At 72.8% G+C, this 24867-nt stretch carries 20 protein-coding genes; 6 read left to right on the top strand and 14 right to left on the bottom strand.

What is annotated here, in order from left to right; translation table 11 throughout:
* Nucleotides 1–32: 32 nt before the first annotated feature.
* Complete coding sequence (gene proS / locus P3T34_RS26315) at nt 33–1445, bottom strand: proline--tRNA ligase (RefSeq protein ID WP_280668510.1); 1413 nt, start codon at nt 1443–1445, stop codon at nt 33–35.
* A 203-nt stretch (nt 1446–1648) separates the two neighbouring features.
* Here proS and P3T34_RS26310 point away from each other — a divergent pair, with 203 nt between their 5' ends.
* Nucleotides 1649–2449 carry a methyltransferase domain-containing protein gene (locus tag P3T34_RS26310; RefSeq protein ID WP_280668509.1) on the top strand — a complete coding sequence of 267 codons (801 nt, stop codon included), beginning with the start codon at nt 1649–1651 and terminating at the stop codon, nt 2447–2449.
* Between the two features lie 3 nt (nt 2450–2452).
* Here the strand turns inward: P3T34_RS26310 and P3T34_RS26305 are convergent, their stop codons facing one another.
* From P3T34_RS26305 to P3T34_RS26280, 6 genes are all read right to left on the bottom strand, one after another.
* Entirely contained in the window at nt 2453–2980 is a 528-nt protein-coding gene (locus P3T34_RS26305) for a GNAT family protein (RefSeq protein WP_280672400.1), read from the bottom strand.
* A 71-nt stretch (nt 2981–3051) separates the two neighbouring features.
* Nucleotides 3052–4611 (bottom strand): signal recognition particle protein, encoded by a 1560-nt coding sequence (gene ffh, locus P3T34_RS26300; RefSeq protein ID WP_280668508.1) that lies wholly within the window; start codon nt 4609–4611, stop codon nt 3052–3054.
* Between the two features lie 100 nt (nt 4612–4711).
* On the bottom strand, nt 4712–7108 hold the full coding sequence (locus P3T34_RS26295) for a [protein-PII] uridylyltransferase (protein WP_280672398.1): 2397 nt from the start codon (nt 7106–7108) through the stop codon (nt 4712–4714).
* A 132-nt stretch (nt 7109–7240) separates the two neighbouring features.
* On the bottom strand, nt 7241–7579 hold the full coding sequence (locus P3T34_RS26290; RefSeq protein WP_280668507.1) for a P-II family nitrogen regulator: 339 nt from the start codon (nt 7577–7579) through the stop codon (nt 7241–7243).
* Nucleotides 7579–8901: an ammonium transporter gene (locus P3T34_RS26285; protein WP_280668506.1), complete on the bottom strand. Its 1323-nt coding sequence runs from the start codon at nt 8899–8901 to the stop codon at nt 7579–7581. The genes P3T34_RS26290 and P3T34_RS26285 overlap by 1 nt, the downstream gene beginning before the upstream one ends.
* Nucleotides 8902–9128: 227 nt before the next feature.
* On the bottom strand, nt 9129–10586 hold the full coding sequence (locus tag P3T34_RS26280) for a hypothetical protein (protein WP_280668505.1): 1458 nt from the start codon (nt 10584–10586) through the stop codon (nt 9129–9131).
* A gap of 358 nt (nt 10587–10944) precedes the next feature.
* Between P3T34_RS26280 and P3T34_RS26275 the strand changes: the two genes are divergently transcribed.
* Entirely contained in the window at nt 10945–11625 is a 681-nt protein-coding gene (locus P3T34_RS26275) for a bifunctional DNA primase/polymerase (RefSeq protein WP_280668504.1), read from the top strand.
* A gap of 79 nt (nt 11626–11704) precedes the next feature.
* On the opposite strand, the gene ftsY is transcribed toward P3T34_RS26275, so the two are convergent.
* From ftsY to P3T34_RS26255, 4 genes are all read right to left on the bottom strand, one after another.
* Nucleotides 11705–12916, bottom strand: a complete 1212-nt coding sequence (ftsY, locus tag P3T34_RS26270; protein ID WP_280668503.1) for a signal recognition particle-docking protein FtsY — start codon at nt 12914–12916, stop codon at nt 11705–11707.
* Between the two features lie 239 nt (nt 12917–13155).
* Entirely contained in the window at nt 13156–16755 is a 3600-nt protein-coding gene (gene smc, locus P3T34_RS26265; RefSeq protein WP_280668502.1) for a chromosome segregation protein SMC, read from the bottom strand.
* Nucleotides 16756–16979: 224 nt separating this feature from the next.
* Nucleotides 16980–17183: a hypothetical protein gene (locus tag P3T34_RS26260; protein WP_280668501.1), complete on the bottom strand. Its 204-nt coding sequence runs from the start codon at nt 17181–17183 to the stop codon at nt 16980–16982.
* 397 nt (nt 17184–17580) lie between these two features.
* Entirely contained in the window at nt 17581–17859 is a 279-nt protein-coding gene (locus P3T34_RS26255) for an acylphosphatase (protein ID WP_280668500.1), read from the bottom strand.
* Nucleotides 17860–17965: 106 nt separating this feature from the next.
* Here P3T34_RS26255 and P3T34_RS26250 point away from each other — a divergent pair, with 106 nt between their 5' ends.
* Nucleotides 17966–18457: a CAP domain-containing protein gene (locus P3T34_RS26250; RefSeq protein ID WP_348534687.1), complete on the top strand. Its 492-nt coding sequence runs from the start codon at nt 17966–17968 to the stop codon at nt 18455–18457.
* Between the two features lie 13 nt (nt 18458–18470).
* On the opposite strand, the gene P3T34_RS26245 is transcribed toward P3T34_RS26250, so the two are convergent.
* Both P3T34_RS26245 and P3T34_RS26240 read right to left on the bottom strand, forming a co-directional pair.
* Nucleotides 18471–18953, bottom strand: coding sequence for a helix-turn-helix domain-containing protein (locus P3T34_RS26245; RefSeq protein ID WP_280668499.1), 483 nt, complete (start codon nt 18951–18953; stop codon nt 18471–18473).
* A 90-nt stretch (nt 18954–19043) separates the two neighbouring features.
* The gene (locus P3T34_RS26240) at nt 19044–20432 is read right to left on the bottom strand and encodes a hypothetical protein (RefSeq protein ID WP_280668498.1); all 1389 of its coding nucleotides are present in this window, start codon (nt 20430–20432) and stop codon (nt 19044–19046) included.
* Between the two features lie 283 nt (nt 20433–20715).
* On the opposite strand from P3T34_RS26240, the gene P3T34_RS26235 reads away from it, so the two are divergent.
* From P3T34_RS26235 to P3T34_RS26225, 3 genes are all read left to right on the top strand, one after another.
* Complete coding sequence (locus P3T34_RS26235; RefSeq protein ID WP_280668497.1) at nt 20716–21339, top strand: DUF6542 domain-containing protein; 624 nt, start codon at nt 20716–20718, stop codon at nt 21337–21339.
* Nucleotides 21332–22939 (top strand): LCP family protein, encoded by a 1608-nt coding sequence (locus tag P3T34_RS26230; RefSeq protein ID WP_280668496.1) that lies wholly within the window; start codon nt 21332–21334, stop codon nt 22937–22939. Before P3T34_RS26235 ends, P3T34_RS26230 begins: the two co-directional genes overlap by 8 nt.
* A 104-nt stretch (nt 22940–23043) precedes the next feature.
* A complete protein-coding gene (locus P3T34_RS26225; protein WP_280668495.1) occupies nt 23044–23988 on the top strand; it encodes a hypothetical protein in 945 nt (314 codons plus the stop codon).
* A 2-nt stretch (nt 23989–23990) separates the two neighbouring features.
* Here the strand turns inward: P3T34_RS26225 and mutM are convergent, their stop codons facing one another.
* The gene (mutM, locus tag P3T34_RS26220) at nt 23991–24860 is read right to left on the bottom strand and encodes a bifunctional DNA-formamidopyrimidine glycosylase/DNA-(apurinic or apyrimidinic site) lyase (RefSeq protein ID WP_280668494.1); all 870 of its coding nucleotides are present in this window, start codon (nt 24858–24860) and stop codon (nt 23991–23993) included.
* Between the last annotated feature and the right edge of the window lie 7 nt (nt 24861–24867).

Here is a 24867-nt window from a genome sequence, read left to right as displayed (position 1 = left end):
CAGTAGACGAGACAGCGTCACCCAGTGGTTACTCAGTATGCGCGGGCAACGATCGCGATATTTCCCGGCTGGTCATCCGCGAGCGGAACCGAACCATCGGCGGCAATGATGCAGCGCACCGAAACACCCTGTTCGGCAAGCTTGGCCTCGCCGTGCGGACCGAGCGCGTCCCAGGAGATCCGGCCCCAGCCGTTGGCGGCGGCCTCGACGGCCTCCGAAATGTCGGCGACGTCCACCGTACGGGCCTCGCGGCGCTCGCGGGACTGCCGCAGCAGCAGCGCCTGGTCCTCCTCCAGGATGCCGGGCAGCAGGGCGGCCAGGCCGTCCACCGCCACCGGCTCCTTGCCGCCGGGGATCCGCCGGGCCAGCATCGCGGTGCCGGCCTCCAGGTCGCGCGGGCCGACCTCGATCCGCAGCGGGACGCCCTTGAGCTCCCAGTCCACCGCGCGCCGCCCGAACGGGGTGTCGGTGCGGTCGTCGACCACCACCCGGATGCCGACGGCCTCCAGCTGGGCGCCGATCTCGCGCACCTTGGCCAGCACCGCCTCGTCGCCCTTGATGGCCAGCACGACGGCCTGCACGGCTGCCAGCCGCGGCGGGACCCGCAGTCCGTTGTCGTCGCCGTGCGACATGATCAGGCCGCCGACCATCCGGGTGGTGACACCCCAGGAGGTCTGCCAGACGTACTCACGCTCGGCGCCCTGCAGCTGGTACGTGGTGTTGAAGGCCTTGGCGAAGTTCTGGCCCAGCTCGTGGGCGGTGCCCAGCTGCAGGGCCTTGCCGTCGCCCATCATGCCCTCGAGGGTGAGGGTGTTGATGGCCCCGGCGAAGCGCTCCTTGGCCGTCTTGCGGCCGAGCACCACGTCGATGCCCAGTACGTTGATCATGAAGTCGGCGTAGACGTCGGTGTGGATCCGCGAGGCGTAGGCGCGCGCCTCCTCGTAGCTGGCGTGCGCGGTGTGGCCCTCCTGCCAGAGGAACTCGGTGGTGCGCAGGAAGGTCCGCGGGCGCAGCTCCCAGCGGACCACGTTGGCCCACTGGTTGATCAGCAGCGGCAGGTCGCGGTGGCTCTGCACCCACTTGGAGAAGTACTCGTTGATGATCGTCTCGGAGGTGGGGCGGACGACGATCGGCTCCTCGAGCTCCTTGCCGCCGCCGTGGGTGACCACCGCGAGCTCGGGGGCGAAGCCCTCGACGTGCTCCGCCTCCTTGGTCAGGTAGGACTGCGGGATGAACATCGGGAAGTAGGCGTTCTGCGCGCCGGCCTTCTTGATCCGCGCGTCCAGATCCTGCTGCATCCGCTCCCAGAGCGCGTACGCGTACGGTCGGATGACCATGGTGCCGCGAACCGGACCGTTGTCGGCCAGTTCGGCCTTGTTGATCAGGTCCTGGTACCAGCGCGGGAAGTCTTCGGCCTGGGGGGTGAGCACGGGAGCCTTTGCCATGGTGCGAAGGGTACGGTGCGCGGCCGACCGACCGTGAATCGGCAGCGCTCGAGGAGAGCGCGAGGGGCGCACGACTGGCGTATCCGGATACCTCCGTGCACCCCTCTGGACGCCGCGCCCGGGCCGCTGTTCGCTGGATGCGGGGCGGGACAGTTGGGGGGAGCATTCGCAGCACGTCCACGGACCGGATGGGAGGCCGCAGCATGGCTTCAGCGCAAGGCACGGCGACAAGGTCGGAGCAGGCCGGCAGGGGCACGCGGGCGCGTGACTGGGCCGAGATCCAGGAGCGCATGCTCGTGCCGCTCTACGAGGCGGTCTACCAGCGGTTGGAGGTCGGGCCGGCCAGCAGCGTGCTGGGTCTCGGCTGCCGCTCCGGGCTGGCGCTGCTGCTGGCCGCCGCCCACGGCGCCCAGGTGACCGGCCTGGAGCCGGCCGCCGAGCTGCGCGAGCTGGCCCGCGGTCGCCGACTACGGGTGCTGGCGGACGCCGCCCGCGAGCTCAGCGATCCGGATCTGCCCCGGACGGCCCACTCGCTGGTCACCGTCTTCGAGCAGTTGCACCGGTCCGCGGACCCGCAGCGGCTGGTCGAGGTCGCGGCCGGGCTGACGCTGCCCGGCGGGCACGTGGTGCTGGCCGGCTGGGGCCCCGCCGAGCGCTGCGAGAGCGCGGCCGTGCTGGACGTGGCGCACCGCCGCAGCGCGCCGCTGCCGCACCGGGACCCGTTCGCGCTCAGCGCCCCGGGCGCGCTGGAGGCGCTGCTGGCCGCGGCCGGGCTGCGGCCGGCCGGCAGCGGCCGGGTGAGCTGCCCGTTCGCCTACCCGGACCTGGACAGCGCGGTGCGCGGCCTGCTCTCCACCGGCCTGTTCGACGCGGCGGTGGAGTACTCCGGTGAGCCGCTGGTGACCAAGGAACTGGTCGAGGCGCTCCACCCGTTCGGCCGCACGGACGGCTCGGTGCGGATGGCCAACGTCTTCCGCTACGTGGTGGCGGAGAAGCCGCGCTAGGCCCTAGGGCGTGTCCAGCGGGGTCCACTCCTCGCTGGTGAGCGCGAAGCGCTCGTGGTCGCGCCAGGCACCGGCCAGGTAGAGCATCCGCGGGGTGAAGCCCTCGTGGCGGAAGCCCAGCCGGCGGGCCAGCGCGATCGAGCGCTCGTTGTCCGGCTGCACGTTGATCTCCAGGCGGTGCAGCCCGAGCCCGCCGGCCGTCTGGTCGGCGAAGCAGCGGTCCACCACAAGACGCATGCCCTCGGTCATCCGGCCCGTCCCGTTGAACGGCACGTAACTGTCGTAGCCGAGCGCGCCGTTGCAGAAGCGGCCCATCACGATGTTGGCCACGTTGCACTTGCCGGCCAGTCCCCCGCTCGCCCGGTCGATCACCAGGAAGCTGCGCAGTGCGGGCCCCTGATGCTGCAGCAGCTCGACCAGTCCGTCCGGCTCCACCGGGTTCCACCGGCCGATGTGCTCCGCGGAGCGTCGTACGGCCTCGGCGTACGGGCCGATGTCGGAGGACCGCGGGGCTCGGATCGTCACTCGCATCATCCGGACATCATCGGGCATGCCGACGGCCCGCCATCGCGGGGGATGACGGGCCGTCGGGGTGAACAGGATCAGAGCAGGTCCTTGAACTCCTTGGGCAGCTCGAAGTCGGCGGGGCCCTTGCCGGCGCCGAGGCCGAACGCCCCGCCGTCGGGGGCCTGCGCGCCGGCCGGGCCCAGTGCGCGCCGCTCGGCGGCGGCCTGCTCCTCCTGCGCCCGCTTCAGCGGGTTGCCGGACTTCTTGCGGCCCTTGGCGGGCTGCGCCTTCTTGCCCGCCTTCTTGCCGCCGGCCATGCCCGGCATCCCCGGCATGCCCGGGATCCCCTTGCCGGAAGCCATCGCGGACATCATCTTGCGGGCGTCGAAGAACCGCTCGACCAGGTTGTTGACCTCGCCGACACCGACGCCCGAGCCCTTGGCGATCCGCAGCCGGCGCGAGCCGTTGATGATCTTCGGGTCGGTCCGCTCAGCCGGGGTCATCGACTTGATGATCGCGCCGACCCGGTTGACGTCCTTGTCGTCGATGTTGTTGATCTGGTCGCGGATCTGGCCCATGCCCGGCAGCATCCCGAGCAGCTTGGAGATCGAGCCCATCTTCTGGACCTGCTCCAGCTGCGACAGGAAGTCGTCGAGCGTGAAGTCCTTGCCGCCGCCCTGCAGCTTGGAGGCCATCTTCTCGGCCTCGGCCTGCGAGAAGGTCTGCTCGGCCTTCTCGATCAGCGAGAGCATGTCGCCCATGCCCAGGATGCGCGAGGCCATCCGGTCCGGGTGGAAGGCGTCGAAGTCGTCGACCTTCTCGCCGTTGGAGGCGAACATGATCTGACGGCCCGTGACGTGCGCCACCGACAGGGCCGCGCCGCCGCGGGCGTCGCCGTCCAGCTTGGAGAGCACCACACCGGTGAAGTCGACGCCGTCGAGGAAGGCCTGCGCGGTGGTGACCGCGTCCTGGCCGATCATCGCGTCGACGACGAACAGCACCTCGTCCGGCTCGACCGCGGCCCGGATGTCGGCGGCCTGCTGCATCAGCTCGGCGTCGATGCCCAGGCGGCCCGCGGTGTCGACGATGACGACGTCGTACTGCTTCTGCTTGGCGTACTCGATCGCCTCGCGGGCGACCTTGACCGGGTCGCCGACGCCGTTGCCCGGCTCCGGGCCGAAGAACGCCACGCCGGCCCGGTCGGCCACCACGTTCAGCTGGGTCACCGCGTTGGGGCGCTGGAGGTCGCAGGCGACCAGCAGCGGGGTGTGCTTCTGGCTCTTCAGCCAGTGGCCGAGCTTGCCCGCCAGGGTGGTCTTGCCGGCACCCTGCAGACCCGCCAGCATGATGACGGTCGGGCCGGTCTTGGCATAGCGCAGTCGGCGGGTCTCGCCACCGAGGATGTTGATGAGCTCCTCGTTGACGATCTTGATGATCTGCTGGGCGGGGTTCAGCGCGCCCGAGACCTCGGAGCCCATCGCGCGGTCCTTGACCTGCTTGATGAAGGCCCGCACCACGGGGAGCGCGACATCGGCCTCCAGCAGGGCGATCCGGATCTCGCGGGCGGTGGCGTCGATGTCCGCCTCACTGAGGCGGCCCTTGCCCCGGAGGTTCTTGAACGTCGCTGCGAGGCGGTCGGAAAGAGTGTCGAACACGTCGGTCGCGGGTCCCTTGCGGCATCGGTATGAGTACGGTCGTCGCCCCCAGGGTATCCGGCCGCCCCAGGTACGGTCTCCACTCCGGTCGGCCCAGTGCTCAGGCCAGTGCCCGCTGCACCGTCGCGGCCACTTCGCGGGCGTGCTCGGCGGCCAGCGGGCGGCCGCCCGGGTCGGTCAGGTAGAAGGCGTCGACGGCGTCCGCGCCCAGGGTGGAGACGTGCGCGGTACGGACCCGGACGCCGGCCTCGTCCAGCGCGCGGCCGATCCGGTGCAGCAGGCCGGGGGCGTCGTGGGCGCGGACCTCCAGGACGGTCGCCGAGGCCGAGGCGCCGCCCGGGGCGACCGCGACCACCGGGGGCGGGGTGGAGATGCCGCGCCGGCGCGGGGCGGCGGCGTCGCGCTCGGCGAGCCGGCGGGTCACGTCCAGCGAGCCGTCCAGCGCGCGGCGCAGGTCGGTCCGCAGCCGGGCGGCCTCGGGGAGCTCGCCGTACTCGGCGGCGACCGTCCAGGACAGCAGCAGCACAGGACCGGCGCCGATCGGGTCGAGCTCGCGCAGGTGCAGCGAGCGCACGGTCAGCCGGTGCAGGGCGAGCACCCCCGCCATCGTGCCGAGCAGCCCGGGGCGGTCCGGGATGGCGAGGTCCAGGTGCACGCCCATCGGCTCGGCGGGCAGCGCGGGAAAGTCGTGCGAGGCGCGCAGCGACAGCGCCGGGCCCGCGGTCCTGGCCGCCTCGATGGCGAGCCGCTCGTCGTCGACGCTCGGGGCGGTGACGGACGGCAGCACCGGGTCGCCGGCCAGCACCGCGGCCACCCGCTGGACCAGGCCGGCGACCAGCGAGGCCCGCCAACTGCTCCAGGCGGCCGGGCCGGTCGCGGTGGCGTCGGCCTCGGTGAGGGCGTGCAGCAGCTCCAGGTGCTGGACCGTCCCGACCGTCTTGGCGATCAGGTCGACGGTCGCCGGATCGTCCGGATCGCGCCGGGTGGCCGTCTCCACCAGCGTCAGGTGGTGGCGGACCAGCAGCGCCAGGCTCTCGGTGTCGTCCTGGTCGAAGCCCATCCGGGCGGCCACATCGCGCACGATCACCTCGCCCGCCTCGCTGTGGTCACCGGGCCAGCCCTTGCCCAGGTCGTGCAGCAGGGCGGCGACCAGCAGCAGGTCCGGGCGGGCCACCCGGCGGGTCATCGCGGCCGCCCGGGCCGCCGTCTCCACCAGGTGCCGGTCCACCGTCCAGGTGTGCACGGCGTTGCGCTGCGGCCGGCAGCGCACCCGCTCCCAGTCCGGCAGCAGTCGGGTGATCAGCCCCTCGGCCTCCAGCGCCTCCCAGACCGGCAGCCCGGACTCGCCCGCCCCCAGCAGGGTGATCAGCTGCTCGCGTGCCTCGTCCGGCCAGGGCACCGGCAGCGGCCTGCTCTCGGCGGCCAGCCGGCGGACCGTGGCATGGCCGATGACCAGGCCCTCCTGCGCGGCCGCCGCGGCCACCCGCAGCACGAGCACCGGGTCGGCTTGCGGCCGCGCGCTCTGCGCGAGCACCGCCTCGCCGTCCTGCTCGACCACGCCGTCGGCCAGCGGCCGGCGCGGGACGGCGCCGCGGGCCGCCGCGCCGGCCGCCCGCCCGGAGCCGCCGAACGCGAAGGCGAACGGTCGCCGGCCCTTGGCCGAGCGCGCCGCCAGCACCCGTTCGACGGACCGCCAGGTCACGTCGCCCGCATAGGAGATGGTCCGCGCGGCCTCGTAGATCTGGCGCAGCAGGGTGTCCGCGTCCAGCACCCCGAGCGCGGCGGCCACCTGGTCCTGGTCCTGCAGCGAGAGCCGCTCGGTGGCCCGACCAGTGGCCAGGTGCAGCGCGTCGCGCACGTCGCTGAGCCGCTCGACGGCGGCGGCCAGGCCATCGCGCGGTGCGTCGGCCAGCCAGGAGGCGGCGATCGCGTCCAGCGCCACCGCGTCCCGCAGGCCGCCGCGGGCCTCCTTGAGGTCGGGCTCGAGCAGGAACGCCAGTTCGCCGTGCCGCTCGGTCCGGCCGCGCCCCAGCTCACGCAGCTCGGGCAGCCTGCGGGCGGCGCCGGAGCGCCAGTCGGCCAGTATCGCGGAGCGCAGCGAGGCGGTGAGTTCGGCGTCCCCGGCGACATGCCGGACGTTCAGCAGGCCGAGCTGGGTCTTGAGGTCGGCGGCGGCCACCGCGCGGGCCTCGGCGAGGCTGCGGACCGCGTGGTCGAGCGCCACGCCGCTGTCCCAGACCGGGTACCAGAGCCGCTCGGCGAGCGCGCCGACCTCGGCGCCGTCGTGCAGCAGCAGGAGGTCGAGGTCGCTGCGTGGGGAGAGCTCGCCGCGCCCGTACCCGCCGACGGCGACCAGGGCGACGCCCGGCGGCGGGTCGGCCGCGGCCAGCAGCGAGCCGAGCCACTGGTCCGTCAGCTCCGCCAGCGCGGCTCGGCGGGCGGCGCCGACCAGGCCGGGCCGGGCGAGCAGTTCGGCGCGGGCCGCGGCGTGGTCCACGGGTTCCGGGGTGTCGGTGGGGGTCACTGCGGGCTCTCCGTCCGTCGTACGGGCGGCACGGCCGGCCGCCGGAGAATGCCGTCGGCGGGCCTGCCGCTCCACAGGGAAGCCGCAGGCCCGCACAGGGTGGGACTACAGGGCGTCGGGGCCGCGCTCGCCGGTCCGGACTCGGACGGCGGTGTCGACCGGGACGCTCCAGACCTTGCCGTCGCCGATCTTGCCGGTCCGGGCGGCCTTCACCAGGACCTCGATCAGCTGCTCGGCGTCGGCGTCCTCGACCAGGACCTCTATCCGGGCCTTGGGGACCAGGTCGACGGTGTACTCGGCGCCCCGGTAGACCTCGGTGTGCCCGCGCTGGCGGCCGTAGCCGCTGGCCTCGGTGACGGTCAGTCCGTCCACCCCGAAGGCCTGCAGGGCCTCCTTCACCGCGTCCAGTCGGTGGGGCTTGATCACGGCGGTGATGAGCTTCATCAGGCGTCGACCTCGGTCTTGGGTGCGATGGTGGCGGTGGAGTGGCTCGACAGGGCGCGGCTCAGGCTGGCACCGACCGTGCTGAAGTCGTACGCCGACTCGGCGTGTTCGACCTGGTCGATGCCGGCCACCTCGACGTCCTCGGCGACCCGGAACCCGATGGTCTTGTGGATCGCCTGGCCGAGCAACCAGGAGATCACGAAGGAGTAGACCGCGACCACGGCCACGCCCATCGCCTGCTTGCCGAGCTGGCCGAGCCCGCCGCCGTAGAAGAGACCCCGGGCGGTCTGGCCGACGTGGCCGGTGGCGAAGAAGCCGATCAGCAGCGAGCCGATCGCGCCGCCGATCGCGTGCACGCCCACCACGTCGAGCGAGTCGTCGAAGCCGAGGCGGTACTTGAGGCTGATCGCCGCGGCGCAGATCGCGCCGGCGATCAGGCCGATGGCGAGCGCGCCCAGCATGCTGACCGAGCCGCAGGCGGGGGTGATGGCGACCAGGCCGGCCACCGCGCCGGAGGCGGCGCCCAGCGAGGTGAAGGCGCCGTGCTTGATCCGCTCGAAGGCCAGCCAGCCGAGCATCGCGGCGCCGGTGGCGATCTGGGTGTTCATGAAGGCCATCCCGGCCAGGCCGTTGGCGGCCAGCGCCGAGCCGGCGTTGAAGCCGAACCAGCCGAACCAGAGCAGCCCGGAGCCGAGCATCACCAGCGGGAGGCTGTGCGGGCGCATCGGGTCCTTCTTGAAGCCGACCCGCTTGCCGAGCACCAGGCAGAGCGCGAGGCCCGCCATGCCGGCGTTGATGTGCACGGCCGTGCCGCCGGCGAAGTCGATCACGCCGTTGCGGTCGCCGAGCCAGCCGCCGTGGCCGTTGTCGAAGAAGAACACCCAGTGCGCGACCGGGAAGTAGACGATGGTCACCCAGAGCGCCACGAACAGGCCCCAGGCGGCGAAGCGGGCGCGGTCCGCGATGGCACCGCTGATCAGCGCCGGGGTGATCACCGCGAACATCAGCTGGAAGGCGGAGAAGGCGGTCACCGGGATGGAGCCGACCAGGTCGTTCATCCCGATCCCGCGCATCCCGACGTGGTCGAGGTTGCCGATCAGGCCGTGGAAGGCGTCGGTGCCGAAGCTGAGGCTGTAGCCGTAGAGCACCCAGAGCACCGTCACGATGCCGAGCGCGATAAAGCTCATGACCAGCATGTTGAGGACGCTCTTGACCCTGACCATGCCGCCGTAGAAGAAGGCCAGGCCCGGGGTCATCAACATGACCAGGGCCGCACTGATGAGCACAAAGGCGGTATCGCCTGCGCTGAAGCCGTCCGGCATCGGCGTCTCCTCGTGGATGAAAGCCGCTCCACACCCGGGATCCCTGTCCCGTGCCACCCGGGGTGTCGGCGATGAAGAGGAGAGTGTCGAAGGCGGGTTTCGGCCAGTGCGGCTCGGTGTTTCGCGGCCGTGACGCCGACCAAGAACACGTTACGAGTACGTGAACTTCAGCCGTGCCATGACAGCCGGTGAGGTACCGTGCCGCTCCGCCAACCGGAGGGGCGCGTTCAGACCACCTCGAACTCGGGGATCTGCTCCACCACCAGCTCCGCCAACCGGTTGACCGCCGGGACGTCGCGGTAGCCGGTGGTGGCCGCCGCCGAGGTCTTGCGGACCCGGGTGTTCAGCCGCTCGGAGCGCACCTTGCCGGCGATCTCCACCGCCTCCTCCGCTATCACCGCGGCCTGCTCGGGCTCCCCCTGCAGCAGGTGGACGCTCGCCATCCCGACCAGGTTGAAGGCGTAGGAGCGGGTGTGGTTCTCCATGTCGTCGCGGAACAGGTCGACGGCGGTGGCCATCACCGGCGCGGCCATCGAGGCGTACCGCGGGCTGAGGGTGTGGTGGTAGGCGAGGTCGCGGAAGGAGTGCGCGTTCTCCGCGTAGAGCTCGGCCTTGGAGAAGAACCGCAGCCAGTCCGGGTCGTTCTCGACCGGTCCGCAGTCGGTGAAGGTGTCCTCGGCCAGCCGGACGGCCCGGGCGCAGCGGTTGACCTCGCCGGTGTTGGAGTACGCGCGCGCCTCCATCGCGTAGAGCAGCGCCTGCTGGCGGGGCGTGGCGGTGTCCCGACTGCCGTACTGGGCCAGGTGGATGAGCTCCAACGCGTCTTCGCCGCGGTTGAGGTGGATCATCTGGCGGCTCATGTCGGTCAGGATGAGCGCGCCGAACGGGCGGTCACCGGCCTCCTTGGCCGCGTGCAGGGCCAGCACGTAGTACTTCTGCGCGCTGGGGTGCATGCCGACGTCGTAGGACATCCAGCCCGCGAGATGGGCGAGTTCGGCGGTGAGCCGGAACAGCCGCTGGGTGATGTGCGGCGGGTAGGTCTCCTGCAACAGGTCGGTGATCTCGTGGAGTTGGCCGACCACCGCCTTGCGGCGCAGCCCTCCGCCGTTCTGCGCGTCCCACTGGCGGAACATCACCGTGGTCTGCTCGAGGAGTTGGAGCTCCGGCTCGGAGAGCCGGCCGGTGTACGGCTCCCCGCCGTTGGCGGCGGCCAGGATCGGGGTGGGGCTGCCGCCCGGGCCCGGGGTGAGCCAGCGCTGCATCGGCTCGATCAGCGCGGCGCCGGCCGTCAGCGCGAGCGAAGTGCCAAGAAACCCGCGCCGGTTGAGCATCAGGTCGCTGCGCGAGTACTCGCTGATCAGCTGGACGGTCTGCGGCCCGCTCCACGGCAGGTCGACCCCGCTGCCGGCCACCGTGGAGACCGGGACGGCGGTACGCAGGCCCAGGTCCTCGACCGCCACCACCGAACCGAAGCGCTCGGAGAAGAGATCGGACATGATCTTCGGGATCGGCTCGCGCGGCTGCTCGCCGTCCAGCCAGCGGCGCACCCGCGAGGTGTCGGTGCTGACGTGGTGCGCGCCGATCTGGCGGGCCTTGCGGTTGACCTGTCTGGCCAGTTCACCCTTGGACCAGCCGCTGCGGGCGAACCATGCCGTCAACTTCTCGTTGGGCTGCTTCTCTGCCATCTGGGTCCACCCCGTCCCGGCCGACCCCCGCTGCCGGGGGCCCTCCTCGTTCCGCCGCGCACCCACCGCCGTGGTCCGCTTGCCGAACGTAACGCTCTTTCCGCTGTCCGGGGGATGGTTCACGGGGAAACGCCACCATTCGCCACCCCCGCGAGTGAACCGCTCGGCGCGCCTCCACGCTTCACTGGAAAGGGTCCGGACCAGCGATGGGTCCAGCTCGGGCGGATTCGGCCGACAAAACACTGACGGCGCGTTCCATCCACCGCGCGCCGCCTGCGGACTTCGCACTCCGGGCGCGAGTATTGACGGAACGTCACAGTCCCGTAACCGCCGGCAATCGAAACCTGTTGGGGGAGGCATGGACAACCTGTTCGGCGATCTGCGGTTCGGCTCACGCCGCCGTACCCGCGCCACCGCGTGCCAGGCGGCAGCGGAGTATGCCGGGCACTGGGGCTGGACGGTGGCCCTGGGCACCGCCCCCCGCGGCGCCGGCACCACCCGCTGCACCTGCGCCCGCCCGCACTGCGCGGCGCCCGGACTCCACCAGGGCCGCGGTGCGACACCCCGCGAACTGCCCCCCGGCGCCGCCGCACACGAGGTGCGGGCGCTGTGGGGCGCCGGCGCCGAGGCCACCGTGCTGCTCCCGGCCGGCCGCGCCTTCGACGTCCTGGACGTCCCGGAGCCGGCGGGCCTGCGGGCGCTGGTCCGGCTGGAGCGGATGGGCACCCAGGTCGGGCCGGTGCTGGCCGTACCGACCGGCCGGCTGCTCTTCTTCGTCACCCGCGGCACCGCCCCGCTGCTGCCCGACCTGCTCTACCGGATGGGCTGGGACGACGCCGCGCTCGACCTGGTCTGCCACGGCGAGGGCAGCTACGTGGCCGCGCCGCCCACCGTGCTCGGCACCCTCGGCCCGGTCCGCTGGCTGCGCCGGCCGTGCCGGGAGAGCGCCACCCGGCCACCCGAGGCCCGGCTGCTGCTCGGCACCCTTGCCTACGCCTGCCACCGCGGGCGCGAGCGGGTGGCGGCCGAGCCCGCTTAGGGCTGTCCGGAGCGTACGAAGGGCCGCCTCCCGGGTGGGAGGCGGCCCTTTCGGCAGGTCGGAATGAGACCGGTCGGAATCAGTCCCCGATCAGCGCGTCCACGAACGCCGCCGGCTCGAACGGCGCCAGGTCGTCGGCGCCCTCGCCGAGCCCGATCAGCTTGACCGGGACACCCAGCTCGCGCTGGACCGCGACCACGATGCCGCCCTTGGCCGTGCCGTCCAGCTTGGTCAGCACGATGCCGGTGATGTCCACCACCTCGGCGAACACCCGGGCCTGCACCAGGCCGTTCTGACCGGTGGTGGCGTCCAGCACCAGCAGCACCTCGTCCACCGGGCCGTGCTTCTCGACGACCCGCTTGACCTTGCCCAGCTCGTCCATCAGGCCGGTCTTGGTGTGCAGCCGGCCCGCGGTGTCGATCAGGACGGTGTCGGCGCCCTCCGCGATGCCCTCCTTGACCGCGTCGAACGCGACCGAGGCCGGGTCGCCGCCCTCGGGCCCACGCACGGTGCGCGCACCGACCCGCTCGCCCCAGGTCTGCAGCTGGTCGGCGGCGGCGGCCCGGAAGGTGTCGGCCGCGCCGAGCACCACCGAGCGGCCGTCGGCCACCAGGACCCGGCCGAGCTTGCCCGAGGTGGTGGTCTTGCCGACGCCGTTGACGCCGACCACCAGCAGCACGGCCGGGCGGCCGTCCTCGTGCTTGGCGGTCTTCAGCGAGCGGTCGGCGTCGGCGCCGATGAGGGCCACCAGCTCCTCGTGCAGCAGGGCGCGCAGCTCGGCCGGGGTGCGGGTGCCGAGCACCTTGACCCGGGTGCGCAGCCGCTCGACCAGCTCCTGGGTGGGCTTCACGCCGACGTCGGCGACCAGCAGGGTCTCCTCGATCTCCTCCCAGGTGTCCTCGTCGAGGCGCTCGCGGGAGAGCAGCGTGAGCAGCCCCTTGCCCAGCGAGTTCTGCGAGCGCGAGAGCCGCGAGCGCAGCCGGACCAGCCGGCCGGCGGTGGGCTCGGGGATTTCGAGGGCGGGAGGCTGGGCAGCCTCCTCGACCGTCGCCTCGGCCACCTCGGGGGCCACCTCGGCGGGGAGCTGCACCTCCTCGACGGTCTGGATCGGCTCCTGGCGCGGCGGCGCTGCCTCGTCACCGACCTGGGGCTCGCTCGGGGTCGGCGGCGCGAGGGTCGCGGCCGCCGACTTCGGGGGAAGTTCCTTACGTCGTCTGCCGCTGACGACGAGGCCTGCGACCGCACCAATGGCGACCACGGCGATGACTACGGCAAGGATCACGTATTCCAAAATCAAGCTCCTTCGCTGGGCGCCCCTGGACCTGGATCCGGGGCCAACAGTGATCCTCGCGCCAAGAACGCTCCGCTACTCACCTGCTACGCTCTGCCATGCGCCGCACGGCGCCGGTCAGGGCTTGGCCGTCATGAGGTCGTCAGTCGGCCGAGTGAGAAGCCCTCTCGGCAACGAGAGGGAGGAGTCACATCCAGACCAGTATCCGCGACGCGGCCCCGGAGCAGGGGAAGGCGGCCCTATCCGGGTGCCTGCTGCCGCGCCGGGCGCCTGCGCTCGCGGTGCTCCTCGCGCAGGCGCTGGCTGATCACCTGGGAGATGCCGTCGCCCTTCATGGTCACGCCGTACAGCGCGTCGGCACACTCCATGGTGAGCTTCTGGTGGGTGATCACGATGAGTTGGGAGCTGTCCCGCAGCTCCTCCATGATCGCGATCAGCCGGCGCAGGTTGGTCTCGTCGAGCGCCGCCTCCACCTCGTCCATCACATAGAACGGGCTGGGCCGGGCCTTGAAGATGGCCACCAGCAGCGCGACCGCGGTCAGCGAGCGCTCACCGCCGGAGAGCAGCGACAGCCGCTTGACCTTCTTGCCCGGTGGGCGGGCCTCCACCTCGACGCCGGTGGTGAGCATGTTGTCCGGGTCGGTCAGCACCAGCCGCCCCTCGCCACCGGGGAAGAGCCGTGAGAAGACGCCCTCGAACTGGGCCGCGGTGTCGTGGTAGGCGGCGGTGAAGAGCTGCTCGACCCGCTGGTCCACATCGCGGATGATCTCCATCAGGTCGCGCCGGCTGCGCTTGAGGTCGTCCAGCTGCTCGCCGAGGAACTGGTGGCGTTCCTCCAGCGCGGTGAACTCCTCCAGTGCCAGCGGGTTGACCTTGCCGAGCTGCTGGTAGGCCCGCTCGGCCGCGCGCAGCCGCTTCTCCTGCTCGGCGCGGTCGTACGGGAGCGCCGGGCCCGGCTCCCGGCCCTCCTCCGGCGTGGACGGCGGCACCGGCTGGTCGGGGCCGTAGGCGGCGAGCAGCTCGCCGCCCTCGATGCCGAACTCCTCCAGCGCCTTGGCCTCCAACTGCTCGATCCGCAGCCGCTTCTCGGCTCTCAGCACCTCGTCGCGATGGCCCGCGTCGACCAACTTGTCCAGCTCGGCCTTGAGTTCGCGGCCGCGCTCGCGCTCGGTCCGCAGCTCGCCCTCCCGGCCGGCCCTGGTCTCCTCGACCGCCGCCCGCTCGGCGTCGGCGGTGGCCAGCGAGACCTCAAGGCGGGCCAGCAGCTGCCGGGCGCCGTCGACGACGGCCGCGGCGACCGCCTCGTCCCGTTCGGCACGCCGACGGCGCACCGCCGCACGGGCCCTGGCCTCGCGCTCGGTCCGGGCGGCACGGTCCAGCGCGTCCGCCCGGCCGGCCAGGGCGCGGACCCGCTCCTCGTGCGTACGGACCGCCAGTCGGGACTCCATCTCGACCTGCCGGGCGTGCCCGGAGGCCTCGGCCAGCCGGTCCTGCTCGGTGCTGTCCGGCTCGTCGTCGGCGTGGTCGGCCAGCTCCTCGGCCGCCTCCAACCGGGCGGCCAGCTCCTCGGCGGCGGCGCGGGCGGCGCTCAGGCCCTGCTCGGCGCGCTCGACGGCGGCGGCGCTGCGCTCGGCCTCGCCGTCCGCCGCGCGGGCCTGGCCGCCGAGCCGGCCCAGCGAACCGGCCACCTCGGCGCGCCCGCGCTCGGCCCGGCGGCGGGCGGCGGCCAGTTGCTCGACCTCGCCGACCGACTCCGCGCGGGCCGCCTTGGCCTGCTCCAGCTGCCGCGCCGACTCGGTGCAGCGGAGGGTGAGTTCCTCGATGGCGCGGGCGGTCTCGTCCACCGCCGCCTGGGTCTCCAGCAGGCTGGGCGGGGCAGCCGAGCCACCCTGGGCGAAGCCGGCCGCCAGCAGCTCGCCGTCGGCGGTGACCGCGCTCAGTTCCGGGTGGGCGCAGAGCAGTTGCTGCGCCGCGTCCAGGTCGGCGACGACGGCGGTGCGGGCGAGCAGCGCGCGCACCGTGGCGAGCAGCGCCGGTGGGCCGTCCACCAGGTCGGCGGCCGGGACAGCTCCGGCGGGCAGCAGCGGCGCGGCGGCGGGCGCCGCGGGCGGACGCTCGGGGTCGGCGATCAGCAGCGCCGCGCGGCCGGCGTCCTCCTTGCGGAGCAGCCGCAGCGACTGCGCCGCGGTGTCCAGGCCGTCCGCCACCACCGCGTCCGCCGCCGCGCCGAGCGCCGCGGCGATCGCCACCTGGTGGCCGGGGGCGACCCGCAGCAGCTGGGCAGCCGGGCCGAGCAGCCCGGCGGGCCGGTCGGCGGCGGACAGCAGGGCGCCGGTGCCGTCCTTGCGCCTCAGGCCCAGCGAGAGTGCCTCATGTCGGGCCGTCAGCGCGGCGCGCTCCCGTTCGGCGCAGCTCGCGGCCTCCCGGGCGGCGCTCAACTGCCGTTCCGCGCCTGCCAGTCGCTCGCGCGCCGCCTCGTGCTGCGCGTCCAACTCCTCGTCACCCGTCTCCAGGGCGGCCACCTGCTCCTGGAGCAGCTCGAACTCCTGCCGGGCGGACCGCGCGCGCTGGGCCGCCTCGTCCCGGGCGGTGGCCAGCCGGCCGATCTCGGCTTCGGCGCCGGCCGCCTTGGAGCGGGCTGCGGCGGCCTGCCCCTGCAGCCGGGCCAGGCTCTCGCGGCGGTCGGCGCCGGCCCGGGCGGCCGCCTTCAGCCGGCGCTCCTCGACGGCGAGCGCGCGCTCCAACTCCCCGCGCGCGTCGACGGCTTCGGCGAGCGCGTCCTGCGCCTGCTCCAGCGCCTCGGTGAGGGCGGCCTCCTCTGTGCGGATCCGCTCGGCCTCGCGCTCCAGCTCCTGCGGGTCGCGCCCAGGCCGCTCCTCGACCGCGCCGCCGGCCACGGCGTGGCGCACCCGCGCCTCGGCCAGGCCGATCGTCCCCCTGGTCCGTTCGCCCAGCGCGGAGAGCTGGTACCAGGCCTGCCGGGAGCTCTCCAGCTGCGGTCCGAGCTGCTCGACCTGCGCCTCCAGGACGGCCTCGCGCTGCTGCGCGGCCGCCAGCTGCTGTTCGACGGTGGAGCGGCGCAGTCGCAGCGCCAGTTCGTCCGCCACCTCGGCCTCGACGGCCCGGCGCAGCGTGAGCAGGTCGTCGGCGAGCAGCCGCAGCCGGGCGTCGCGCAGGTCGGCCTGGATGCCCGCGGCCCGCCGGGCGATCCTGGCCTGCCGGCCGAGCGGGCCGAGTTGGCGGCGCAGTTCGGCCACCAGGTCCTGCACCCGGTTGAGGTTGGCGGCCATCGCGTCCAGCTTGCGCAGCGCCTTCTCCTTGCGCTTGCGGTGCTTGAGCACGCCGGCCGCCTCCTCGATGAAGGCGCGCCGGCCCATCGGGTCGGCGTGCAGCACCGAGTCCAACTGGCCCTGGCCGACGATCACATGCATCTCGCGGCCGATGCCGGAGTCGGAGAGCAGCTCCTGGATGTCCAGCAGGCGGCAGGTCTCGCCGTTCAGCGCGTACTCGCTGCCGCCGTTGCGGAACATCGTGCGGGTGATCGTCACCTCGGCGTAGTCGATCGGCAGGGCGCCGTCGCTGTTGTCGATGGTGAGACTGACCTCGGCCCGGCCCAGCGGCGCGCGGCCGGTGGTCCCGGCGAAGATGACGTCCTCCATCTTGCCGCCGCGCAGTGACTTGGCGCCCTGTTCGCCCATCACCCAGGAGAGCGCGTCGACCACATTGGACTTGCCGGAGCCGTTCGGGCCGACCACGCAGGTGATGCCCGGCTCGAAGCGCAGCGTGGTCGCCGAGGCGAAGGACTTGAAGCCACGCAGCGTCAGGCTCTTCAGGTGCACGGATCGACTGTATCCGCAGGAACTGACCGGACCCGGTCTGACCGGGCTCGACGGTTTCATGGCGGCAGGCGTTGGGCAGCCTCTGGAAAACGGGTGACATGGCCGACGAAACGACGAAGGGACGCCGGTAAGGGCGTCCCTGATGATCGCGTCCCGTGCGGATGCGGAATGCGTCAACATGCGGCGATGTCGGCCGGTTCGGGGCCGGTCGACGTCGATCGGGGTTAGGTGAGCGCGGGCTCCCGCTGTCCCAGATCGATGCTGCTGAGCAGAGAGTGCTCGTCAGCGACAGCGACGAGTGCGTCGTTCTCCGCCTGCATCCGATTCAACTCGGATTCCAGGTCCTGGACGCGCTGCTGAAGCCGCCGCATCTCGGAAAGCATTCGCGGGTCGGGGCCGCCGACGTACCCGAGAAGCGCCTTTGCCATGATGAATGGTCCTCCACGCTGAGTGACCGAACCGGTACGGTATAGGTCGAGGGGAAGGGTGACGCACGCGCTGCGGACGACGGGCAGTGCTGGCTGGGCACTACAGGTCAAACACTGTGGATGTACGGCCACAGGGCATGGCCCTGCCCGAAAATCGCGGTCGTGTGCCGGGTTTCCAGCGTCTCACCAAAGACCGTACGGGTCAACACGATCACCGCGCGCTACGACGGCGCCGTCACCTGCATGGCGGGATTGGCACGCCATGGGGTCGCGGAGGTGTCCACCAGATGGAGGTGGATCACTGCCCGATGCGGAGTCAACCACGAGTACGCGTCAACCGCAACCGCCGGGCACCGTAGGTTGACTCCGGCATCACCTGATCCGGTGATTGTGGCGCTCAGCGGATGGCGAAGCCGTCGTAGCCCTCGCCGGTGGCGCTCCAGATCTCGGTGACGCCCGCCACCCGGCCCGGGGTGCCAGGGCCGCGGAGCCTGGCCAGCAGCAGCTCGCAGTCGATGTGCGGGCCCTCGGCGACCACCTGCACCCGGCCGTCGCCCAGATTGCTGGTGTAGCCGGTCAGGCCGATCTCCAGAGCGCGGGCCCTGGTCCACCAACGGAAGCCGACCTGCTGGACGCTACCCCGCACCCAGGCGGTGACTCGGACGTTTTCTTGCATCCCACGACCTTAGTCGGGCAATACCGCACACCTCCTGCCATGCCCGGGGGCCCTCACGTACAGTCCTTGACGGACACCCACGGTGACGAATCGAGGACCCGGCGCCATGCCCCGACACACTCGCCACCTGCCGAAACGGCTCGCCCTCGGGCTCGCGATCGCCCTCTGCGCCCTCGCGGCCGCCGGCCCGGCCACCGCCGAGGAGGCCACTGCGGGCGACGCCGCCAAGGCCGTGCTCGGCCTGGTCAACCAGCACCGGCGGCAGGCCGGCTGCGAGCCGCTGGCGGCCGACCTGCGGCTCGACTCGCTCGCCCAGGCGTACAGCGACGAGATGGCCGAACGCGGCTTCTTCGACCACACCGACCCCGACGGCCGCACCCCCTGGGACCGCGCCCGGGCCGCCTCCATCAGCTACCTGGGCGGCGAGAACATCGCCCGCGGCCAACCGTCCCCGCAGGCCGTGGTGGCCGCCTGGATGGACAGCCCGGGCCATCGCGCCAACCTACTGGACTGTCACTTCAGCACCCTGGGCACCGGGTTGCGGCAGGGCCCGGGCGGCCCGTGGTGGACCCAGGACTTCGGCTATCAGCCCAGGTGACGCGCAGTCTCCGTCACTCGGTCGGCCCCGCGTGGTCCCAGCCGGGCGAGTGAATGTCGAAGGCGACCTCCCGACCGGCCTCCTCCCCGCAGACCCGGCAGAGCCAGGCGGCGTCCAGCGGGTGCGGCGGGTGCCCGGCCACCTGGTGCAGCAGGGTGACCGGGGGCTCGTCCACCGCCCAGCGGTCGCCCCAGGCGAGCAGCGCCTGGGTGACCGGCGCGAGGTCCCGGCCGGCCTCGGTGAGGTGGTACTCGTAGCGCGGCGGGCGGTCCTGGTAGCGCCTGCGCTCCACCACCCCGGCCTCCTCCAGCGCGCGCAGCCGGGCCGTCAGCCGGTCGCGCGGGGCCCCGGTGTTGCGCACGATCCGGTCGAAGCGGTGGTTGCCGTAGAAGAGCTCGCGAACGGCCAGCAGCGCCCACTTCTCGCCCAGTACCTGCAGGGCGGAGGCAATCGAGCAGGGGCGGCCCGGCGGACGGGGAGCGGGGTTGGCGGTCACCCCGAACAGCCTGCCACAGCGGGTTTCATTCTCAAACGGAAAGGGCGGACCGGCCGCCGAAGCGACCGGTCCGCCCTTGGTACGGCAGGCTCAGAAGTCCCCGCCGCCGAAGTCTCCGCCACCGAAGTCCCCGCCGCCCCCGAAGTCGCCGCCGCCGCTGTCGAAGCCGCCGAAGTCCTGCGGGTTGAAGTCGCCGCCGGAGAAGTCCCCGCCGTCGAAGAAGCCCTGCCCGCCGCCGCCGTCGTCGTAGCCGGCCCGGCCGGAGTCCGCCCAGCCGTCGCCGCCGGAGAAGACCGAGCCGAGCATGGTGCCGACCAGCAGGCCGGGCAGCAGCCCCGAACCGTAGCCGCCGAAGTAGCCGCCCGCCCACGGACCGTAGGCCGGGCCCGCGTTCCAGTACGGCTGCGGCCCCTGGTCGGTCTGGACGGTGCGGATCGCCGGGTCCAGGCCGGTGGCCAGCCGCTGGGCGTCGGCCGCGCAGACCGGGACGGTCCGGGCCGCGCCACCGTACGGCGCCCACTCGGCATCCTGGATGGACGGCCCGTGCCGCGGGTCGAAGAAGCACGGCGGGCGGCGGTCCGGCAGCGGGCGGCCGGCGCGGCGGGCGGCCAGCGTGGCCAGCGCGAAGCGGCCGTCCTCCAGCGCCTCGGTGACGGCGGTGACCTCGGCGGGCCGCTTGGCCGCGTCCATGGTCCGCTTGGCGGTCTCGTAGGCGTCCAGGGCGTGCGTGTAGTCGGCGCGCTGGACGTCGTCCGCGTCGGCGGCCGAGGGGCTGAAGTCCAGTCGCTCCAGCTCCTCACCGAAGGCGGTGATGTCCTCGTCGACCACGGTGCGCAGCTGGTTCAGCTCGGCGGCCTGCTGCTCGGCCTTGCGCTTGGCGGCGCGGCGGAAGAGCAGGAAGACACCGGTGCCGGCCAGGGCCAGCAGCGCCAGCGGGACGACGATCGCCGCGACGCCGAGGCCGGACGAGCCCGAGGAACCCGGCGCGTGGCCCTTGACCTGCGGAGCGGCGGTGTCGACGAAGCTGTTCAGGGTGCCGCCGATGTCGCCCTGGTGGGCGTCGAAGGCGGCCTGGCCGAGGTTGAGCGAGGCCTGCCGGGAGAGCGCGGACGCGTCGCTGTCGACCTTGAACGCGGTGCCGCGCCAGACGGCGTAGACGCCGGTGATCCCGGTGCTGGTGCGCAGGTCCTTGATCACCGTCTTGGCCGGGTACTGGTCGGTGGCGGGCACCACCGCGACGAAGATCGGCTTGTCGGCGGCCTTGATCCTGGCCGTCAGCGCATCGGCCTGGGCCTGGCTGAACTGGCCCGTCATCGCCGGGTCCACGTAGACCCTGCTCTGCTTGAGCGCGGACGAGGCGGCGTCGAGGCCGCCCGCGGCGGACGCGGCGCCGGGGGCGAGCAGGAGCAGCACCCCGAGCAGTGCCAGCAGGGCAGCGCCCGGAGCGGTGGCCCGGATACGGCGAGCAACGAATCTCATATCCCAGACGCTACCGGGCCGCCAAACCATTCCCCGGAGCCCAGTGATCACCAGGGATTCCCAGGTGGGCTCTTGACGGTATCTCAACTTTGGCCAGCCGCAGTCGAGTTGATCGATTATGGCAATAATTGATCAATAATAGGTCAACAGTATTTCTCTTGCGCAAGTGTTACGTTCGGCACACTCCTGGGAACCCGATAGCCTTCCGGATCTCCGGAACCCGGAGACCCACTCTCCGACAGCAGAACATGTGCTTCATTTTGCAACTATCGAGGGTAGGAACATGGCAGGCCAAAGGGCGGGCGTGCCCGCCGACGAGGCAGAGGGGCATGCCGACGTACCGGGACCGCGCCGGGCACCGGCCGAGCGGATCGCCGACCGGAGACCGGGCGACGGACGGCAGCGCGAGAGCCGACGGGCCCCGCAGGCCGCCGCCCCCGGCCGCGCGCGCGAGCGGCGCGCCGCGAGCCGTCCGCCGAGCCGCCGCTCCCCCGGTGCCGCCAGAGCGCGCAAGGCCTTCGGCGCCGACCACCGCTCCGGCCCCGCGGCCGCGACGCTGGCACTGGGCCTGCCGCTGGTCGGCGCGCTCTTCGACGAGCTGCTCGGCTCGGGGCCGGGCTGGCTGCTCGCCGTGCTGACCGTGCTCGGCACCGCCGGGGCCGCGTTTCTCAGCACCCCGGCCGGCTGGTGGTGGGTGGTTCCCGCCCCTCCTCCGGTGGTACTCGTCACCACGGCCGCATCCCAACTACTGGCCGACTCGTCTAAGTACCAGGACGGCGGAGCGCTGGCCACCGAGGCCGTGCGCTGGGCCATCCACGGATTCCCGGTGATGGCGTGGGCCATCGCGGCCGCCCTCGCCGTCGTGCTGGCGCGGGTCACCCTGGAGAGCGGAGGTCGTCGTGGCTGAACACAACGGAGCCGGTCGGCGCGCCCCCCGCCGCCGACCGGGCGCCGGATCGACCGCACCGCGGCGCCGCACCTCCCCGCTGATCGTCGCCGGCCGGACGGTCGCCTGCGCGACCTCGCTGGCCATCCTCGGCACCTGCGGCTTCACCTGGTACGCGTACACCTCGCTGACCACCGGCCTGACCACCTCCAGCGCGCTGAACGGCCTGCGCAACGGCGCGCCGCCGCGCCTGGACAACTCCGTCAACCTGCTGCTGATCGGACTGGACAGCCGCAAGGACATGAACGGCGACGACCTGCCCGGCCAGTTCGTCCAGGACGAGCTGCACGCCGGATCCAGCAGCGAGGTCGGCGGCTACAACACCAACACCCTGATGGTGATGCACATCCCGGCCAACGGCGGGCAGGTCATCGCGCTCTCCATCCCGCGCGACGACTATGTGCAGACGGTCGGCGCCGACGGGAAGATGCACAAGATCAAGGAGGCCTACGGCATCGCCAAGTCGATCGCCGAGGCCAAGTTGGGCAGCAAGGGCCTCTCCAAGCCCGAGCTGGAGCGGCAGACCCGGGAGGCCGGCCGACGGGCCACCCTGGCGACCGTCCAGTCCTTCCTCGGCATCCCGATCGACCACTTCGCCGAGGTCAACCTGCTCGGCTTCTACGACATCGCCAAGGCCGTCGAGCCCATCCAGGTCTGCCTCAACCACGCCACCAGGGACCCGGCGATGGAAGGCCAGGGCTCCGGCGCCGACTTCACCGCCGGCCTCAACAGCGTGAACGCCTCGCAGGCGCTCTCCTTCGTCCGCCAGCGGCACAACCTCGCCAATGGCGACCTGGACCGGACCCACCGCCAACAGGCCTTCATCGCCTCGGTGGTGGCCAAGCTGAAGAGCAACGGCGTGCTCGGCGACCTCGGGAAGATGCAGCAGCTCTTCGACGTGGTCAAGAAGGACGTGGTGATGGACGACCAGTGGAACATCCTGGACTTCGCCCAGCAGGCGCCGAACCTCTCCGGCGGCCACGTCGAGGCCAGCACCCTGCCGATCGCCGGCTTCGCGACCATCAACGGCCAGGACGTCAACAAGGTGGACCCGGCGCAGATCAAGCGGATCGTCCAGCAGCTGACCGGGCACGACCCCGCCCCGGCGCCGGCCGCACCGGCAGCACCGGCCACCTCCGCGCCCGCCGACAGCCCGAGCCCCTCGGAGGCCACCGCCAGGGCCCCCGGCACGGTCGACGTGGTCAACACCTCCGCCGTCGCCGGCGCGGCGGCCACCGAGTCCAAGGCGCTGGCCGCCCTCGGCTTCACGGCCGGCCGGGTCGGCCAGGGGCCGCGGCAGAGCCGGACCACGGTGGTCTACGGCCCCGGCGCCAAGGAGGCGGCCGACCAGATCGCGGCCCGCTACGGCGTCACCGCGACCCCCGGAGCGGCGATCCGCGCCGGGCACGTCGAACTGACCCTGGGCAGCTCCTACACCCCGCCGGGCGGCGGCTCCCCGCCGCAGGCCGCGGCGGCCTCCCTCGACCCGCAGGACCCGGTGGCCGGCCTGCCCATGCAGGGGCCGCCGGTGAAGATGGGCGGCATCCCATGCGTCGACTGACCTGGTCCGACCGTGATCACTTCGGGATTCTTCGCGGCGGGTCGTAGCAGGCATAGTGGGAGCATCCACACCTTGCTGGCGAATTACCCCGATCGGAGTACTTGGTGATCATCGGCCTCGTGACCGCTGTGGCGGCCTCCGCCTGCTACGGCACCGGTTCGGTGCTGCAGGCGGTCGGCTCACGCCGCTCGGCCCGCGAGGAGGGGGCGGCCGCAGCCGCCGCAGCCGCAGCAGGCTCCCCAGGCGCCCCCGACGCGATGGTCACCGAGCACGGCGGCCCGAGCCTCACCTCGACCGCCAAGGCCGTGGTGACCTGGGAGTTCATCCTCGGCACCGCGCTCGACCTGATCGGCTTCCTGCTCGGCGCGCTGTCCGCCCGACTGCTGCCGCTCTTCCTCTCGCAGACCGTGATCAGCGCCAATCTGGTGGTCACCGCGGTGCTCAGCATCAAGCTGCTCGGCATGCGGCTCAAGCGGCCGGAGTGGGCCTCGATCACGGTGGTCTGCGCCGCGCTGGTGCTGCTGGCCGTGGCGGCCGGCGCCGAGGGCACCGGGACGACCCCGATCGCCACCCACTGGTGGCTGCTGCTGATCTCGGTGGTGGTGATCGCGGGCGGCTCGCTGGCGGTCCGGCGGCTGGGCACCGGCGGGGCGATCGTGGCCGGCCTGCTCTCCGGCCTGGGCTTCGGCGCGCTCGGCATCGGGGTGCGGGTGCTGAACGGCGTCGACCCGTTCGACGTGGGCCAACTGCTCAGCGACCCGGCCCTGTACGCGATCCTGGTCGGCGGCCTGGGCGGGATGTACCTGCACACCGTCGCGCTGCAGATCGGCTCGGTCAACGGCGCCACCGCCGCCCTGGTGGTCGGCGAGACGGTGGTCCCCGGCGTGATCGGCGTGGTCTGGCTCGGCGACGCCACCCGGCACGGCTTCGGCTGGCTCGGCATCATCGGCTTCGTGCTGGCCGTCGCCGGCGCGGTGGCCGTGGCGCACTTCGGCGAGGGCGAGGGGGCGATGTCCGCCGACACCCGCCAGCCGGAGCTGACGCACTAGGGCTAGGACAAGCGGGGGCGGGGGACGCGCTGGCAGCGCGGGCAGTAGTAGCTGGAGCGGTTCATCCAGGCGGCCCGGCGGATCGGCGTGCCGCAGCGGTAGCAGGGCTCGCCCTCGCGGCCGTAGGCGTCCAGCGAGCGGGAGAAGTAGCCGCTCTCGCCGTTCACGTTGACGTAGAGGCTGTCGAAGCTGGTGCCGCCGACCGCGAGCGCGGCGTTCATCACCTCGCGGGCGTTGCCGAGCAGGGTGGCGGCCAGCGGGCGGGTGAGGCTCTCGGTGGGGCGGTCGTAGTGCAGCTTGGAGCGCCAGAGCGCCTCGTCCGCGTAGATGTTGCCGACCCCGCTGATCAGCGTCTGGTCGAGCAGCGCGCGCTTGACGGTGGTGCGGCGGGCGCGCAGCGCGGTGGCGAAGGCCGCGTCGTCGAAGCGCGGGTCGAGCGGGTCGCGGGCGATGTGCGCCAGCGAGATGGGGGTGCCCTCCGGGTCGTCGGCCTCGGCCGGCTCGACGGCCAGGCCGCCGAAGGTCCGCTGGTCGACGAAGCGCAGCTCGCGGCCGCCGTCGGTGAAGCGCAGCCGGACCCGCAGATGCGTCTCGTCCGGGGTGGTCGGGTCCTGGACGAGCAGTTGCCCGCTCATCCCGAGGTGGCCGAGCAGCGACTCGCCGCTGTCGGCCAGCGGGACCCAGAGGTACTTGCCGCGCCGCCGGGCGGTGCCGAGCGTCAGACCGGCCAGCCGGGCGGCGAAGTCCGCCGCGCCGCCGGGCTGGCGCCGCACCGCGCGCGGGTGCAGGACCTGCACCTCGGCCACGGTGCGGCCGGTCACCCAGCGCTCGAGTCCGCGCCGGACGACCTCGACCTCGGGCAACTCGGGCACGGTCGGC

The sequence above is a fragment of the Kitasatospora sp. MAP12-44 genome, from assembly GCF_029892095.1.
Taxonomy (GTDB): domain Bacteria; phylum Actinomycetota; class Actinomycetes; order Streptomycetales; family Streptomycetaceae; genus Kitasatospora.
This window is presented reverse-complemented; position numbering and strand designations above follow the sequence as displayed.